Raw genomic sequence first — 16,878 nt, forward strand, 5'->3', positions numbered from 1 at the left:
AGCTATTCGCCGAACACGGCCACCAAACGGCCGAGAACCTGGTTGTTCTTCAGCCGTTCCAGGCCTTCACCGATCTGGTCGAAGGAAATCTCCTCGTAGCCCGGGGTGATTTCGCCGCGGAGCATCAGGTCGAAGACTTCCTCGATGTCGGCGACGGTGCCGCCGAGCGAGCCCTCAATGGACTTGCCCAGGATGGTGTTGGTTGCAATGGTGAAGGTGGGCCGGCCGAGGCCGACCTGCACCACTTTGCCGCCGCGCCGAATCGCGTTCACGGCTTTCTGCGTGGTGTCGAACCCTGCGTAGTCGACGATCAGGTCGAAGTCGCCGCCCGCCCGCGGGTTGGAAGCATCCACCCACTCCGAGGCGTCCTTGACGCATGAAACAGCGCCCACTTCCCTGGCGTTCTGCCAGGCTTCTTCCTTCATCTCCGCAACGTGCACTTCTGCACCGGCCAGAACGGCGGCGCGGGCACCGATCTGCCCCAGACCGCCGAAGCCGATGACGCCGACCTTCATGCCCTTGGTTGCCCCGCCCACCTTGATCATCGCGTGGTACGAGGTCATGCCCGCATCCGTCGCCAGAGCGGCGAGGGCGAGATCCAGTCCGTCCGGAACCCTGGCCAGGTCTCGGTAGTCCGCCGCGAGCTTGTCCGCGAAGCCACCCGGCGTGAACATGCCCAGCGGCGGCTGTACGCCGGAGGAACACACACCCACTACGTCCCCCACCGAGAAACCGGTGACCTCGGAGCCAAGCGCGGTGATAACACCGGCGTTTTCGTGGCCCTGCGTCATCGGCAGGAAGGGCATCGCGGATTCCCCGACCTCGATGTACATCACGTCGGAGTGGCACAGGCCAGCCGCCTTGACGTCAATGATGACCTGCGTGGGTGCCGGATCCGGCTCCGGGATTTCGTTCAGCCGAATCTGGTGATCGCCAACATACTGCCAGGCTTTCATGGAAGGCCTTTCTCTCTGGTCGGATCGAAGGGCAACCGCCCCTGCGCGTGCCGGTCTGTCGGCTCGGTTCGTTCGAACATCCCTTTGGCCAGTCTAGGTGTGCGCTGCCACCGGCTCCGAAGAGTCAGGCCGGGCGCCCGAACCCGCTCCGGACGCGGCGGCTGCGAGCACCGCGGCGGCTATCGCGTCGGCGTCCTGCAGCGTCCGCGATCCTTCCGCCGCGGGCGCCCCCGCCTCGGCAGCAATGGCTGTCCCCCACTGGACCGAGGACAACTGCAGTCCCAGCACAAACAGGTTGTCCACCGGCTCGCCGCTGACTCCGACCGTCCGGTAGGGCGGCAGCGTGACGTCCAGGCCGGGAGTCAGCACGGGGGTGCCGTCCGCGGACATCATGACCTTCGGGCGTGCCAGCCCGTCCCGGATGAGACCGGCGAGCAGCGGAGAGACCGTCCGGTCCACGCGGTTGGGCGGCATCATGGCCTCCATCAGGGTGGACGCGGCATACTCGGTGCCCACCCACGGGGAGGACGCCGTGAACACACCGCGGGCCTCATCCACGTCGAAGCGGGGATCGGGACCGACAAAGTGCACCAGCCCGGCGCGGACCAGCGCGGCGAGCTGCTCGATGCGTTCCGGCGGCGGACCGCTGGCCAGGCCTTCGACCAACGGCTCGAACCAGCCCCGCAGCTCGGTGAGCCAGGAAGCCTCGACCAGGCCGCCGTCGGCCACCACCGCTTTGAGCAGGCTGCGCCCGGCGTTGAGCGCTCCGATTGCCATCTTCAGGGGATCGTCCTCGCCGGCGGCGGATCCGGCGGCGTCCTCTTCCAGGTAGGCCAGGACGGCGTTGTCCGCATCGGCGGCTCCGCTGAAGGGACGGCGGCCCAGGGGCTGGGCCAGGCCTTCCAGGTTGGCGCGGCGGTTGGACGGGACGTAGGCGTCCAGGACCGCTTCCTTCGCGGCATCCCAGTCCGGTCCCGGAAGGTTCAGGGCGGCTTCCAGCCGGTCAGAGAATTCGTCGGCGGGGCCGTTCAACTCCTCCGGTGCCACCCGGACCAGCGTGCTGTAGTACGCCCAGACCGCGTCCCGGTGCAGCAGCGGCCACAGGTCGTGGTCAAAGCCCGGCTGCAGCCCGTCGGCGCGGAAGGCGAGCGCTGCCTCGCGGGTGAGCCAGCGCAGATGAACCCCGCGGGGAACATAGGAGTCGAGTTTCGCCTTGGCCCGGTAGGGGGTGCCGCGGCGCGAGGCCGCGATCAGCTGCGGTTCCCGGCCCGAGGGTTCGTAGCGCAGCGCACGGCCGGCGGGCTGCCCGGTGGCAACGTATCTTCCGCCGCGGCCGACGGTGGCCGCAGCCATCACGTCGAAGAAGTTCAGGCCCAGCCCCCGCACCAGCACGGGCTCACCGGCGGGCAGGCGGGAGAAGTCGACGTCGGCCGGTACTGCGGGCGGCAGATAGGTCAGGTCATGGCGTGCGGCAGCGTCCTGCAGCCGTGCCTGCTCCGGGGAGAGCAGCGCCGGCAGGTGTCCCAGGGCCAGGACGACGGCGTCCGCGGCCAGGACCTGCCGTCCCTCCAGCTCGATGACCAGCCGGCCGTCCCCTTCCCGGGAGATGCCCAGGGCTTCGGTCCGGCGGTGCACCAGCTCCACGCCGTCCTCAGCTGCGGTTTTCCGCAGCTGGTCATAGGTCCATTCCAGATAACGCCCGTACAGCGGCCGGCTGGGGAAATCCGCCGGGCCCAGTGCTGCCAGTTCCTCGCGGTCGCCGGCGGAAAGACCGTCCGCCGCGCGGGTGCCGGCACCCATCAGCTCGCGCCACTGGTTAAAGGAGAGCCCGGCAGGCGAGGGCAGCAGGTCGCGGACCGTATCCCCGGCCGGGACCACCGTGGGAAACAGTGCCGGGGTGTTCATCAGGAACAGCCGCGACTGATTGGTCCGCCAGACATGGCCCGGACCCGGGTTAAACGGGTCAATAAGTTCAATCCGCAGGGGCAGGCGCTGCGCTGAAGCACGCCGATTGGTCAGGAGCCGGTCCACTACCGAGAGGCCGCGGGGTCCTGCGCCAATGACAGCTACCCGAAAACTCTGCGCGTGATCCATCCATCTAGGGTATCCGGCGCGGGAGCACTGCGGGTTCGGGCAGGCGCGGGCACCGCGGAACCCGGCCGGAAAGAACGCGGTCGCTAGGATGGGGCCATGACCTCCCCGCACCTCGCCTCCGCCACGTCAGCCCCCGAAGATGAGTTCCTCTGGTTGGAGGATATCTACGGAGATAAGCAGCTGGACTGGGTCCGCTCCGAGAACGCCGTCACCGAAAACCTGCTTGCGCGCACCGGGTTCGAACGGACCGAGGAACGCCTGCTCGAAGTCCTGGATTCCACGGACCGCATTCCCATGGTTGCCAAGCGCGGAGAGCACTACTACAACTTCTGGCGCGACGCCGAGCACCCCAAGGGTCTGTGGCGGCGCACCACGTGGCAGAGCTACACGGCGGCGGACACCGAGTGGGAGGTGCTGCTGGACCTGGACGAGCTCAGCGCCGCCGAAGGCGCCGAGTGGGTCTGGGGTGGGTCCCTGTTCCTGCGCCCCGCGGACGGCGTCTCCTACCGCCGGGCACTGGTCGCACTCTCCCCCGACGGCGGGGACGCGGCCCGCTACCGCGAGTTCGACGTCGTCGACCGCACCTTCGTGTCCGGAGGCTTCGACATTCCTGCGGCCAAGAGCCGGATCAGCTGGGCCGCCGAGGACAGCCTGTACGTGGGGACGGACTTCGGGCCGGACTCGATGACCACCTCCTCCTACCCGCGCAGCAGCCGCATTCTGCGCCGCGGGCAGGACTTGTTGGACGCCGAACCCTTCTTCGAGGTGCCCGAAGACCACATGATGGCCGTGGTGCAGCGGGACCAGACCCCGGGCTTTGAACGGGACCTGGCCGTGGACATCATCGACTTCTACAACACGCGTACCTTCCTGCGCGAGGGCAGCGAATGGGTACAGCTGGACGTCCCGCTGGATGTGAACGTGGACGTGCACCGCCAATGGCTGCTGCTGCGCCCGCGCACGGACTGGGAGGTTGACGGCGTTACCCACCCCGCCGGGTCCCTGCTGGCCGCGTCCTTGGCGGACTTCACCGCCGGCAACCGGAGCGTCCACCGCCTCTTCACTCCGGATGCATCCACGTCGCTGCAGTCCTGGAGCTGGACCCGGGACCGGCTGCTGCTGAACCTGCTGCGTGATGTCAGCTCCGAAATCCTGGTCCTCACGCCCGAGGACGGCTGGCGGGCGGACATCTTGGACGCCTGCCCGCCGCTGCACACGGTGGACGCCTACGCCGTGGACGACGAAGACGAGGACGCCGGCAACGACTACTGGCTCATCAGCACCGGATTCCTGACACCGTCCACACTGTCCCGCGGCACCCTGGCCGGCACGGGTTCCCGGGACGGCAGCCCGGCCGAAACCGTGAAGACCACGCCGGCACTGTTCAACACCGACGAACTCACGGTTGAACAGCACTTTGCCGTGTCTGCAGACGGCACCAAGGTCCCCTACTTCCAGGTGGGCCCGCAGGACCTGGTGCTCGACGGCGGCAACCCTACCCTGCTCAACGGGTACGGTGGCTTCGAAGCTTCCCTGACCCCCGCGTACAGCGGGGTGGTGGGCCGCGGCTGGCTGGAGCGGCGCACCACGGACGCCGACGGCACCGAACGGCACGGCGTCTACGTCCTGGCCAACATCCGCGGCGGCGGTGAGTACGGGCCCGAATGGCACCGCGCTGCCCTGCAGGAGAACCGGCACCGGGCGTATGAAGACTTTGCCGCCGTGGCCGAGGACCTGGTGGCCCGCGGCGTTACGTCCCGGGAGCATCTGGGCTGCACCGGCCGCAGCAACGGCGGCCTGCTCGTGGGAAACATGCTGACCACGTATCCGCACCTGTTCGGTGCTGTTTCCTGCGGCGTGCCGCTGCTGGACATGCGCCGCTACACCAAACTGTCCGCCGGCTACTCCTGGATTGCCGAATATGGCGATCCGGATGATCCGCAGCAGTGGGAGTTCGTGCAGACCTTCTCGCCCTACCACTTGATCAAGGAGGATGTTTCCTATCCACCGACGCTGATCTGGACCGCCACCAGCGATGACCGGGTGGGCCCGGTGCAGGCCCGCAAGATGGCGGCCCGGATGAAGGCCATGGGTGCCGAGAAGGTCTGGTTCCATGAGGCCCTGGAGGGCGGCCACGCCGGTGCGGCGGACAACCGGCAATCGGCCCGGATGCACGCCATGTCCTACGAATTCCTGTGGGAAGCGCTCACCGGAGGGCTCGGCTGAGGCGTTTTGCCGAAACCGGCAGGTTGCCGGTAGTCTTGTCAGGCTGGCAGCGGAAGCTGCAAGCCATGCTGACAGTGCGAGCTGAAAAGTATGTTGGAGACGTGCCAGAGCGGCCGAATGGGCTTCACTGCTAATGAAGTGTGGGCCTAAAGCCCACCGGGAGTTCAAATCTCCCCGTCTCCGCGCTGAAACCCCCGGGAAACCGGGGGTTTTTTTGCGTCTACCCTAGATTCACCACTGAATCGCTTCCGAAGGGTCCGCAGCCATGGCACAAGACACCGTCCTCCTCCGGGGACCGCGCGTCACGCTGCGGGACTTCACGCCCGACGACGTCGACGCCGTGCACGCGTTTGCCTCCGATCCGCTGGTTACGCAGTGGTCCACGTGGGGACCCAACACCCTTGCCGATACCCGGGCCTTCATCGCCGACGCCGCGGACGAACCCGGGAGGCCCGGGCGGACACGGTTCACCCTGGCCGTGCGGTTCCAGGAACGGGTGGTGGGGACTGCAGCCGTGTGGACCACCAGCGCGTCCGACCGCAACGGGGAACTGGGCTACACCCTGGCCCGGGAGGTCTGGGGACTGGGCCTCGCCACCGAAACCGCGGCGCTCCTGCGGGAGCTGGCGTTTGGCCCGATGGGGCTCGTCCGGGTCGAGGCGACCTGCCATCCGGACAACACGGGGTCGGTCCGGGTGCTGGAAAAGAACGGCTTCGTGTTCGAGGGACGGCTGCGGGAGCACCGGCTGGTGCACGGGCAGCGGCGGGATTCCCTGCTGTTCGCCGCGCTGCTTTCGGACCGGGCGCTAAACCAGCCGCCGTCGGACCAGGAGCTTTCGGACCGGGCGCCGGATAAGCTGGCACCCGACTCACCAGCTTCCCTACCGTGAAGGAAAAAATCCATGGAAATGCGACTGCTCGGCAACAGTGGAACCTCGGTCAGCAACTATGCCCTGGGCACCATGACCTTCGGCAACGAATCCGACGAGCGGACCTCGCACGCCCTCCTCGATGACTACGTGCGCGCCGGCGGTAACTTCGTGGACACCGCGGATGTGTACACCTCCGGTGCGTCCGAGGAAATTATCGGCCGCTGGCTGCACGCGAATCCCTCGGCGGCTGCCGACGTCGTCCTCGCCACCAAGGGACGCTTCCCGATGGGTTCCGGAGCGAACGATGTGGGCACCTCCAGGCGTCACCTGCGCCGTGCACTGGACGCTTCCCTGACCCGGCTGGGCGTAGACCACGTGGACCTGTACCAGCTGCATGCGTGGGATCCCTGCACCCCTCTGGAGGAGAGCCTGGGCTTCCTCAATGACGCGATCACGGCGGGGAAGATCAGCTACTACGGGCTTTCGAACTTCACCGGCTGGCAGCTGACCAAGGCCGTCTACCTGGCGCGGGAGCACGGCTGGGCCCTGCCGGTCACGCTGCAGCCGCAGTACAACCTGCTCGAGCGGGAGATTGAATCCGAGATTGTTCCGGCAGCGCTCGACGCCGGACTCGGGCTGCTGCCCTGGTCCCCGCTGGCCGGCGGCTGGCTTACCGGCAAATACGACCGCGAGACGGTGCCGGCCGGGAACACCCGTGTGGGTGACAACCCCACCCGGCAGTTCCAGGGCTGGGACCTGCGCAGCCACAATGAGCGGACGTGGCGGATCCTCGACGAACTGCGGACAATTGCTTCCGCCCACTCGGCCACGCCGGCGCAGGTGGCCCTGGCCTGGCTGGCGGACCGTCCCGGGGTGACCTCGGTAATCCTCGGGGCGCGGACCACGGACCAGCTCGCCGACAACCTGGGTGCGGCGTTCCTGGTCCTGACCGACGAGGAAAAGCAGCGCCTGACCGAGCTGAGCGTTCCGCAGGTGGGCAACTACCCGTACGGTCCGGACGGCCGGACCCAGCGGGAGCGCCCGCTCGAGGGCGGCCGGGCCGGGCGGTAAGCCGGACCCAGCGGGAGCGCCCGCTCGAGGGCGGCCGGGCCGGGCGGTAAGCCGGACGGCAACCCCGGGGCAACCCGGAACCGGGGCGGGCGGTAAGCCCTGGCGGTAGCCCGCCCGGGTGAATTACCCGGGCACCGTAAAGGCCGGGCCGCACGCGGCCCGGCCTTTCCTGTCGGTTAGGGCTTGAGGAAGTCTTCGGGCCGCAGCTGCTGCGCCCACTTGCTGATCTCTTCTTCGCGGACTGCATCTGTTTCTGCACCGGCTGCGGGCTTGGCGGCATCCGGCGTTGCCTGGCCGGGCTTCGCGGCGTCCGGCTGGGCCGATGTGTCCGGATCCGGAATAGGCCGCACATACGGCTGCGGGTGGGCGGCCATGTTCGTGATCGCGGCACCCGAGGCACGGATACCGGCGCCGGTGAACATCGCGTAAAGCTTCAGTGCCTTCACTGGCTGGCCCTGGCCGAGGGCTGCGTAGATCTGCCGGTGCTGGTCAGCGCTAAGCAGGGACGCAGCTTCCTTGGCGGCCTGCGGCGACGTGCCGGTTCCAGCCGGAGCGGAACGGGGTCGCGCCGGGCGCTGCTGGCGTGCGGGCCGCTCCGGGGTTGATCCAGTGGCACCGTTCGAGGTGTCTGCCTCCGGCCGCGGATCGGCGGCGCGGCGCTTCTCGATCCTGCCCCAAAGCACGCTGACAACAGCAATGGATAAGACGAAGAGGATGATAACCGCAAGCTCCATACCTTGATCCTAGCTTTGCTTTCCTCGGGCCTTAAAACGGCCGGTATATTGACGTGCAGCACAACGACGCCCAATCAACGGAGATGCCATGACGTCCAGCGCCACTGCCCTGCCTTCCCTGCGATCCCTGAGTGTCGAAATTCATGCCGGCGTGGCGGAGGTGCAGCTCCTTGGACCGTCCAAGGGCAATGCGATGGGTCCGGATTTCTGGACCGAGCTGCCCGCGGTGTTCGACGCGCTCAGCACCGACGACGCCGTCCGGTCCGTCCTGCTCTACGGCTCCGGCGGAAATTTCAGCTACGGCCTGGACCTGCCCGCCATGGCTCCGGTGTTCGCGCCGCTGCTCGCCGCCGGCGGCATGGATGCGAAACTGCGGGACGGTTTCCGCCGGCAGATCAAGGACCTTCAGGACGCGGTCACGTCGCTGGCCCGCTGCGCGAAGCCGGTGATCGCAGCGGTGGACGGCTGGTGCATCGGCGGAGCCATTGACGTTATTGCCGCTGCTGATATCCGGATCGCGTCCCGCACGGCGCGCTTCAGCGTCCGGGAGGTTCGCGTCGCCATTGTGGCGGACCTCGGCTCCCTGCAGCGTCTGCCCGCCATCATCGGCGAAGGCGCCACCCGGCAGCTGGCCCTGACCGGTGAGGATTTCGACGCCGACCGCGCCGCGGCCCTGGGGCTGGTCACGGAACTGGCCGACGACGTCGTCGCGCGCGGACGCGAGCTGGCGGTTCAGATAGCCGCGAATCCCCCGCTGGTGGTGCAGGGTGTCAAGCAGGTTCTGAACCGGCGGACGCAGGCGCAGGTGCAGGACGGGCTGGAGTATGTGCAGGTCTGGAACACGGCGTTCCTGGCCAGCCGTGACTTCGGTGAGGCTACCGCTGCCTTCGCTGAACGGCGTCCGCCGGTTTACCGCGGCGAGTAGGCGGCCCGGGCGTCCGCACGCCGCAGCCGGACCGGAACAGAGGCGGCGGCAACGGTAACCAGGCCGAGAATCAGCGCTGCTCCGGGCAGCTCGGGGGATACGGCGAGCGCCAACGCGGCGGCCAGTGCCGTGAATCCCATCGCGGCGGTCCGGGCATCCCGGGTCCGTACCGCCAGCAGCAGCAGGGCGCCTCCGAAAACCGGACTGAAGACCAGATCCGGAGTGAAGGAAACGCCGAACACTGCAAGTCCTGCGAGCGCTGCCATTGCTCCGCGCTGCTGCCGGATCCCGAGCCGTGCCTCATGCCGTGCGGTGAGTGCCCAGACAACTACGAGCAACACCGCCGCAAGCAGGCCGGCGCCAAAATGCACCAGCAGGGACGGCAGCCAGGACCCTGGGACCGGGCTCCCCGGACCCGCCAGCTGCCGGCACATCCCCACCAGTGCCCCGGCAGCAGTTGCAGCAGACAGCCAACCGGCAGCGTTGCGATCCGCTGCACGTTCCGATGCTTCTCGTCCGTCCCACCCCATGGCGCTTCCCCGTTTCCAGCAGTAGTCACTGCTTCTGGACCGAGTCTGCAACATTTACCGGATTTTGCATCGGGTCTGCAGCACTTACCGTTTTGCTGCCCGAAAACGGTAATTTCTGCTGAATCGATGCCCCGGCGGCGCTCGGCCGGATTTCCACGGCCCGCACCCTTACCGTCATGCCTTCCTTCTTCTAGCATCTTCCTCGCAGCGGGAACAGCCGTTCCCGCCCCGCTCGGAAAGGAACCGGTCATGGGATTCATTGCCGTAGGCACCGAAAACAGCACCACCATCCACCTCTACTACGAAGACCACGGAACGGGTCAGCCCGTAGTGCTGATTCACGGTTATCCCCTGGACGGCCACAGCTGGGAGCGCCAGACACGCGAACTGCTCGCCGCCGGCTACCGGGTGATCACGTATGACCGGCGGGGCTTCGGACAGTCAAGCAAGGCCGGCTCCGGCTACGACTACGACACCTTCGCTGCAGACCTGTTCACAGTGCTCGAGACGCTGGACCTGCGGGACGTCATCCTGGTCGGCTTCTCCATGGGCACCGGGGAGCTTGCCCGCTACGTCAGCCGCCACGGCCACGAACGGATCGCCAAGCTCGCGTTCCTCGCCTCGCTTGAGCCGTTCCTGGTGGCACGGGAGGACAACCCCGAGGGCGTGCCGCAGGAGGTGTTTGACGGCATCGAAGCCACCGCCCGGGAGGACCGGTACGCCTGGTTCACCAACTTCTACTCCGACTTCTACAACCTGTCCGAAAACCTCGGCAGCCGGATCAGCCAGGAAGCCGTCACCGCCAGCTGGAACACCGCCACCTCCAGCGCGCCGGTCGCCGCCTACGCCGTGGTGCCCACCTGGATCGAAGACTTCCGCGCCGACGTCGATGCCGTCCGCGAAAGCGGCAAACCGGTGCTGATCCTGCACGGCACGGCGGACAAGATCCTGCCGATCGACGCCACGGGCCGCCGCTTCCGGAAGCTGGTTCCGGACGCGGCTTACGTGGAAATCGACGGCGCGCCCCACGGCCTGCTGTGGACGCATGCCGCCGAGGTGAATAAGGCACTTCTGGAATTCGTCGCCAAGTAGCGGTTCCCGCTAAACAACCGGCAGGACGACTAGGCAAACAGCGGCGGGACTGACCAACCCGTCCCGCCGCTGTCCGTGCACCAAGCCGCGCGTCAACCGGCGGCGGCGCTAGGCCTTCAGCGCCAGCACAAACGGCAGCACCGCTTCGGCCCCGGCTTCCCGCAGCACCCGGCCGGCTTCGGTGAGGGTCCAGCGGCTGTCCGCGAAGTCGTCCACCAGCAGCACCGGGCCGGGGTTCGCGGCGAACCAGGCGGCCCCTTCCGGGGGAACCGCAAACTGGTCCCAGACCGAGGCCAGCCGGAAGGCGCTGTTGCCGCCGGGTCCGCCGGCGGGCCCGCCGTGCGGCAGCTGCAGGGTCCCCAGATACGGGATCCGGCCCAGCTCCGAGAGCCCGCTGGCCAGCGAGTCCACCAGCTGCGGCCGGGACCGGGAGGGGATGGACACAATGGCCACCGGGCGTTGCGCCCAGCCCCACTGCGCCAGCACCTGCACGCAGCCGTTCAGCAGTGCCGAGTCCACCGGCACGTCTTCTGCGCCGGGCGCGAAGATTTCACGCAGCCGGCCGCCCCAGCCCAGGTCCGTCAGCCGGGCCAGGGCACGGCCGCCGGAGACGATCCGGTCCGGCTTGATTTTGCCCTTCACCGGCACGCCCAGCCGGTCCATGCCCGAGGGATACATTCCGCGCGGGTCCACCTCCACCCCGACCTTGTCCAGGGCCCGGGCCGCGTTGTCGGAAGCCTCCGCCGCGACGTCGGCGCCGAACCAGCGGCCCGCGCAGTTGTCGCAGCGTCCGCAGGGTGCGGCCGCCGGATCGTCGAGCTGCTGGGACAGGAACTGCATGCGGCAGCCGTCGGTGCTCTCGTAGTCAAGCATCGCCTGTTGTTCCTTCACCCGGGCAGCAGCGATCCGTTCATAGCGTTCCCGGTCGTAATGCCACGGCTGGCCGGTGCCCCGCCAGCCGCCGGACACCTTTTCGACGGCGCCGTCCACGGACAGGACCTTCAGCAGCAGTTCCAGCGGCGAGCGCTTCAGATTGACCCGGGTCTCCAGCACACCGACGGACAGCACCTCGCCGGACGCCAGCTCGGAGAGCACCGCGGTGGCCGGCCCTTCCTCCGGCATGGAGGACGTGGCGAAGTACTGCCAGATGTCGCGGTCCTCGGCCCCGGGCAGCAGCAGCACGTCTGCGTTCGGGGTGCCGCGGCCGGCACGTCCCACCTGCTGGTAGTACGCCACCGGAGAGGACGGGGCGCCCAGGTGGATCACAAACCCCAGATCGGGTTTGTCGAAGCCCATGCCCAGTGCGCTGGTGGCCACCAGGGCCTTGACCCGGTTCTCCTTCAGCGCGGCCTCGGCCTCTTCCCGGTCCGCGGGATCGGTTCGGCCCGTGTAGGCGAGGACCGGATGCCCGGCCTTCTGCAGCAGCCGGGCCGTGTCCTCGGCGCCGGACACGGTCAGGGCGTAGATGATCCCGCTGCCCGGCAGCTCGTCCAGGTGCGTCAGCAGCCAGGCCAGGCGCGCCTTGGGGTTGGGCAGCCGCAGGACGCCGAGGCGCAGGGACTCGCGGGCCAGCGGGCCGCGGATGGTGAACACGTCCTCGCCGCCGGCGGCGAGCTGTTCCTCGATGTCCTTCACCACACGGCTGTTGGCCGTGGCGGTGGTGGCCAGCACCGGCACCGTGGAGGGCAGCTGCTCGATCAGGCTTCGGATGCGGCGGTAGTCCGGACGGAAGTCATGGCCCCAGTCGGAAATGCAGTGCGCTTCGTCAATCACCAGCAGTCCGGAGCGCCGGATCAGTTCCGGCAGGTGCTGTTCCCGGAACCCGGGGTTGTTCAGCCGCTCCGGGGACACCAGCAGAACGTCCACCTGATCGGCCTCGAGCTTCGCGGAAATGTCCTGCCATTCCAGCTGGTTGGCGGAGTTGATGGCTTCGGCACGGACCCCGGCCCGCCCGGCGGCTGCCACCTGGTCCCGCATCAGGGCCAGCAGCGGGGAGACAATCAGCGTGGGACCGGCTCCGCGGGCCCGCAGCAGCAGGCTGGCTACAAAGTAGACGGCGGATTTTCCCCAGCCGGTGCGCTGGACCACCAGGGCACGCCGGCCGCCGGAGACCAGCGCCTCAATGGCTTCGAACTGGTCCTGGTGGAACTCGGCGGAGTCATTGCCCACCAGTGCCCGCAGCAGCTGAACCGCCTCGGCGTGCAGCGCGCGGGTTGTGTCGGAACTCTCAGAAGCCGTGTTAGAAGCAGTGTCTTGCATATCGGTGCTTTCCATACCTCCACTATCCCAGCACCTGAGGAACTGTTCCCTGCACCGGATTCCGGCTGTGGACAAGAACGCCCCGGCAGGTGCCCCCTATAGACTGGCCAACGTGAACAATGCATTCGACCTCTCCGCGTCCTTTAAGGCCTATGACGTCCGCGGCGTCGTGGGCGAGACCATCACCCCTCAGATCGTCGAGGCCGTAGGGGCCGCGTTTGTCGACGTTCAGGGCCTGGCCGGACAGACGGTCCTGGTGGGCGGTGACATGCGCCCGTCCTCCCCCGAGTTCATCCGGGACTTCGCCCGCGGCGCCACTGCCCGCGGGGCAGACGTGCTCCTGCTGGACCTCATCTCCACCGACGAGCTGTACTACGCCTGCGGTGTACTGAACGCCGCCGGGGTGACCTTCACCGCCAGCCACAACCCGGCCCAGTACAACGGAATCAAGATGGCCAAGGCCGGCGCAGTCCCCATCTCCTCGGAGACCGGCCTGAAGGAAATCCAGGCACTCGCCGAGCAGTACCTGAACGACGGCGTCATCCCCCCGGCCGCCGCCACGGGATCCATTTCCATCAAGGATGTCCTGGCCGACTACGCCGGGTACCTGCGCAGCCTCGTGGACCTGTCCGCGATCCGCCCCCTGAAGGTAGTGGTGGATGCAGGCAACGGCATGGCAGGCATGACCACCCCCGCAGTGCTGGGCGACACCATCCTGCCCGGGCTGCCGCTGGACATCGTTCCGCTCTACTTTGAACTGGACGGGTCCTTCCCGAACCACCCGGCCAACCCGCTGGAGCCGGAGAACCTGCGGGACCTGCAGGCCGCCGTCGTCGAGCACGGCGCGGACATCGGCCTGGCGTTCGACGGAGACGCCGACCGCTGCTTTGTGATCGATGAAAAGGGCAATCCGGTCAGTCCCTCCGCCGTCACCGCCCTGGTGGCCCGCCGGGAGATCGCCCGCGCCCGGGCCGCCGGCGAAGAGACGCCCGTGATCATCCACAACCTGATCACCTCCCGCGCCGTGCCCGAACTGGTTGCGCACGACGGCGGCCGCGCCGTCCGCACGCGGGTGGGCCACTCCTTCATCAAGGCAGTGATGGCCAGCGAAGGTGCCGTCTTCGGCGGCGAGCACTCCGCGCACTACTACTTCCGCGACTTCTACAATGCCGACACCGGCATGCTCGCCGCCATGCACGTGCTCGCCGCCCTGGGCGAGCAGACCCGTGTCCTTTCGGACCTGGCCCGCGAGTACGAGCCGTACTTCTCCTCCGGCGAGATCAACTCCCGGGTCGAAGACGTCCCGGCCGCCGTCGCCCGCGTCCGCGCCGAATTCGAGCGCGACGGCGTCACGGTGGACACCCTCGACGGCGTGACCTTCACATCCGACGACGGCGCGTGGTGGTTCAACCTCCGCGCCTCCAACACCGAACCATTCCTGCGGCTGAACGCTGAAGCAGAGGACCTGCCCACCATGGAGCGCGTCCGCGACCACGTATTGACACTAGTGAGGAAATAACAAATGGCTGATGTAGAACTGAACGGATCCGAGCCTTCCGCCGAGGTCCAGGAGGACCTGAACTCCCTGCTCGGCACCGCCCTCGGTGTCACTCAGGAGCAGCTCGAAGCACAGGGCGCCTTCCTGCCCGCCGCGCTGGTAGTGCAGAACGACGGCGAGCTGCGGATGATCGCCGTCTCCCCCGAGGACAGCGACGAGGACCTCGACGCGGATTCCATGATCGAGGACCTTTACACGGTGCTGACCGAGCAGAAGGGCGAAAACCGGGCGGTTGCCGTGTTCTCCGACATCCACCTGCCGGAGGAAAACACCGACGCCATCCACATCGTCACGGAGCACTCGGAGGGCGTCTGCATCTCCGCCATCCAGACCTACTCCGAGCAGGACGGCGAGTGGACGTTTAACGAGCCCATCTGGGAGGGCGGCGAGCCCATCGTCTGGGCCGAGTCTGAGTAACCAGCCCTAGCACTGCAAAAAGGAGCCCCGCCGGTAATTCGGCGGGGCTCCCTTTGCTATTACCGGCTATGGCTAGGCGGCGGCGAAGCGTTCCTTTAGTTCGGCCAGCCGGTCCTGCAGCTCCTGCGGCAGCGTGGCGCCGAAGCGGTCGTACCACTCGTCGATGGCGTCCAGCTCCGTGGCCCATTCCTGCGGGTCCACGCGGACCGCCTGTTCCACGTCCGCCGGCGTCATGTCCAGTCCGGTGAGGTCGATGGAGTCGCCGGTCGGAACGAATCCGATGGGGGTTTCCACGGCGTCGGCCGTTCCCTCCAGGCGTTCGATGACCCACTTGAGCACCCGGGCGTTGTCGCCGAAGCCCGGCCAGGCGAAGCCGCCGTCGGCGGTGCGGCGGAACCAGTTCACCAGGAAGATCTTGGGCAGCTTCTCCTGGTTGGCCTTGCCGCTGAGCTCGATCCAGTGCCGCAGGTAGTCGCCTGCGTCGTACCCGATGAACGGCAGCATGGCCATCGGATCGCGCCGGACCAGGCCCACCTGACCCGCCGCGGCGGCAGTGGTTTCGGAGGACAGCGTGGAACCCATGAAGATGCCGCTGGCCCAGTCCCGGGCCTCGGTCACCAGGGGAACGGTGGTCTTGCGGCGGCCGCCGAACAGGATCGCCGAAACCGGGACACCGTTCGGGGAGTGGTATTCGTCCGCCAGCATGTCGATCTGGTCGATCGGCGTGCAGAACCGGGAGTTCGGATGCGCAGCGGGGTGGCCGGCGTCGGGCGTCCACTCCTGGCCGAGCCAGTCCGTCAGGTGCGCGGGAGCCTCGTCCGTCATGCCCTCCCACCAGACACCGCCGTCGTCGGTCAGTGCGACGTTGGTGAAGATGGAGTTGCCCTTGGCGATGGCGCGCATGGCGTTGGGGTTGGTGCTCCATCCGGTGCCCGGAGCGACGCCGAAGAGGCCGGCCTCCGGGTTCACGGCCCGCAGCTCACCCTCCTTGCCGAACCGCATCCAGGTGATGTCGTCACCGAGGGTTTCCACTTTCCAGCCGTCGATGGTCGGATCCAGGAGTGCCAGGTTGGTCTTGCCGCAGGCCGAGGGGAAGGCGGCGGAGACGTAGTAGTCCTTCCGCTCCGGGCTGGTGAGCTTGAGGATGAGCATGTGCTCGGCCAGCCAGCCCTCGTCCCGTGCCATGATCGAGGCGATGCGCAGGGCGTAGCATTTCTTTCCCAGCAGCGCGTTGCCGCCGTAGCCCGAGCCGTAGGACCAGATGGAGCGGTCCTCGGGGAAGTGCACAATCCACTTTTCGTCGCTGCACGGCCAGGGTACGTCGTCTTCACCCTCGGCCAGCGGGAAGCCCACGGAGTGGAGTGCCGGAACAAAGAAGGCGTCCAGTTCCTCCATCTTGCGCAGCACGTCGGTGCCGATGTTGGCCATGATCCGCATGGAGGCGACCACGTAGGCACTGTCGGTGATTTCGACGCCGAACTTCGGGTCTTCCGCGGCCAGGTGACCCATGACGAAGGGGACTACGTACATGGTGCGTCCGCGCATGGAGCCGGCGAAAAGCCCGTTGAGCTTGGCGCGCATCTCGCCCGGATCCATCCAGTTGTTGGTGAACCCGGCGTCTTCGCGCTTTTCGGAGCAAATAAAGGTCTGCTCTTCGACCCGGGCCACGTCCTTGGGGTCCGAGAAGGCAGCAAAGGAATTCGGGAAAGTCTCGGGATTCAGCCGCACCAGGGTGCCGGCGTCGACCAGTTCATCCGTGAGGAGCCGGTTCTCCTCTACGGAACCGTTCACCCAATACACGCGGTCAGGCTGTGTCAGCTCGGCAACTTCGTTCACCCAGGAGAGGAGGGCCTGGTGGGTGGTGGGGGCAGCAGCGCCTCCGGTAGTGTCCAGCGGCTGGCTTGCAGCATTCTCGCCGTTCTCATCAAGAACTAGCTGACGCGCGTCATCGCCCATGACTCTTCCCTTCGTTGGGTCAGTGGTGTGTTTTGATGCTAGTTGTGCCCTTCGTTCCGCCTTGCCGAAAAAGATCACACCTTTCACTGCCAAATCGTGATCGGTCCCACAAATCCAAGAGAATCAGCACATCCAGGCTACTCCAATGTGACTAAGGTCACGTAGACCGGTCTAGTGATGCAGTCGACA

At 67.4% G+C, this 16,878-nt stretch carries 13 protein-coding genes and 1 tRNA gene; 8 read left to right on the forward strand and 6 right to left on the reverse strand.

The features are described from left to right. Positions 1 to 2 precede the first annotated feature (2 nt). Complete coding sequence (locus tag NNX37_RS15435) at positions 3 to 956, reverse strand: zinc-binding dehydrogenase (protein WP_255793638.1); 954 nt, start codon at positions 954 to 956, stop codon at positions 3 to 5. Positions 957 to 1,049: 93 nt separating this feature from the next. Continuing rightward, positions 1,050 to 3,050, reverse strand: coding sequence for an FAD/NAD(P)-binding protein (locus NNX37_RS15440; RefSeq protein ID WP_255793639.1), 2,001 nt, complete (start codon positions 3,048 to 3,050; stop codon positions 1,050 to 1,052). A gap of 96 nt (positions 3,051 to 3,146) precedes the next feature. On the opposite strand from NNX37_RS15440, the gene NNX37_RS15445 reads away from it, so the two are divergent. From NNX37_RS15445 to NNX37_RS15460, 4 genes are all read left to right on the forward strand, one after another. After that, positions 3,147 to 5,276, forward strand: a complete 2,130-nt coding sequence (locus NNX37_RS15445; RefSeq protein ID WP_255793640.1) for a prolyl oligopeptidase family serine peptidase — start codon at positions 3,147 to 3,149, stop codon at positions 5,274 to 5,276. 95 nt (positions 5,277 to 5,371) lie between these two features. Then, a tRNA-Ser gene (locus NNX37_RS15450) sits at positions 5,372 to 5,459 on the forward strand. A gap of 82 nt (positions 5,460 to 5,541) precedes the next feature. Beyond that, entirely contained in the window at positions 5,542 to 6,165 is a 624-nt protein-coding gene (locus tag NNX37_RS15455) for a GNAT family N-acetyltransferase (RefSeq protein WP_255793641.1), read from the forward strand. 12 nt (positions 6,166 to 6,177) lie between these two features. Beyond that, positions 6,178 to 7,218 carry an aldo/keto reductase gene (locus NNX37_RS15460; protein ID WP_255793642.1) on the forward strand — a complete coding sequence of 347 codons (1,041 nt, stop codon included), beginning with the start codon at positions 6,178 to 6,180 and terminating at the stop codon, positions 7,216 to 7,218. Between the two features lie 176 nt (positions 7,219 to 7,394). Here the strand turns inward: NNX37_RS15460 and NNX37_RS15465 are convergent, their stop codons facing one another. Beyond that, positions 7,395 to 7,952, reverse strand: a complete 558-nt coding sequence (locus NNX37_RS15465) for a hypothetical protein (RefSeq protein ID WP_255793643.1) — start codon at positions 7,950 to 7,952, stop codon at positions 7,395 to 7,397. 88 nt (positions 7,953 to 8,040) lie between these two features. Here NNX37_RS15465 and NNX37_RS15470 point away from each other — a divergent pair, with 88 nt between their 5' ends. Continuing rightward, the gene (locus NNX37_RS15470) at positions 8,041 to 8,877 is read left to right on the forward strand and encodes a crotonase/enoyl-CoA hydratase family protein (protein ID WP_255793644.1); all 837 of its coding nucleotides are present in this window, start codon (positions 8,041 to 8,043) and stop codon (positions 8,875 to 8,877) included. Here the strand turns inward: NNX37_RS15470 and NNX37_RS15475 are convergent. Next, entirely contained in the window at positions 8,862 to 9,461 is a 600-nt protein-coding gene (locus NNX37_RS15475) for a hypothetical protein (protein WP_255793645.1), read from the reverse strand. The two genes, NNX37_RS15470 and NNX37_RS15475, sit on opposite strands and share 16 nt — an antisense overlap. A 195-nt stretch (positions 9,462 to 9,656) precedes the next feature. On the opposite strand from NNX37_RS15475, the gene NNX37_RS15480 reads away from it, so the two are divergent. Further along, the gene (locus NNX37_RS15480) at positions 9,657 to 10,499 is read left to right on the forward strand and encodes an alpha/beta fold hydrolase (RefSeq protein WP_255793646.1); all 843 of its coding nucleotides are present in this window, start codon (positions 9,657 to 9,659) and stop codon (positions 10,497 to 10,499) included. Between the two features lie 108 nt (positions 10,500 to 10,607). Here the strand turns inward: NNX37_RS15480 and NNX37_RS15485 are convergent, their stop codons facing one another. Continuing rightward, positions 10,608 to 12,758 carry a RecQ family ATP-dependent DNA helicase gene (locus NNX37_RS15485; protein ID WP_255793708.1) on the reverse strand — a complete coding sequence of 717 codons (2,151 nt, stop codon included), beginning with the start codon at positions 12,756 to 12,758 and terminating at the stop codon, positions 10,608 to 10,610. Between the two features lie 112 nt (positions 12,759 to 12,870). Between NNX37_RS15485 and NNX37_RS15490 the strand changes: the two genes are divergently transcribed. Then, on the forward strand, positions 12,871 to 14,277 hold the full coding sequence (locus tag NNX37_RS15490) for a phosphomannomutase/phosphoglucomutase (RefSeq protein WP_255793647.1): 1,407 nt from the start codon (positions 12,871 to 12,873) through the stop codon (positions 14,275 to 14,277). Between the two features lie 3 nt (positions 14,278 to 14,280). Continuing rightward, positions 14,281 to 14,733: a hypothetical protein gene (locus NNX37_RS15495; protein WP_255793648.1), complete on the forward strand. Its 453-nt coding sequence runs from the start codon at positions 14,281 to 14,283 to the stop codon at positions 14,731 to 14,733. Positions 14,734 to 14,805: 72 nt separating this feature from the next. Here NNX37_RS15495 and NNX37_RS15500 read toward each other — a convergent pair whose 3' ends face one another. Continuing rightward, on the reverse strand, positions 14,806 to 16,689 hold the full coding sequence (locus NNX37_RS15500) for a phosphoenolpyruvate carboxykinase (GTP) (RefSeq protein ID WP_255793649.1): 1,884 nt from the start codon (positions 16,687 to 16,689) through the stop codon (positions 14,806 to 14,808). Between the last annotated feature and the right edge of the window lie 189 nt (positions 16,690 to 16,878).

The sequence above is a fragment of the Arthrobacter zhaoxinii genome (assembly GCF_024385505.1).
Classification (GTDB): domain Bacteria; phylum Actinomycetota; class Actinomycetes; order Actinomycetales; family Micrococcaceae; genus Arthrobacter_B; species Arthrobacter_B zhaoxinii.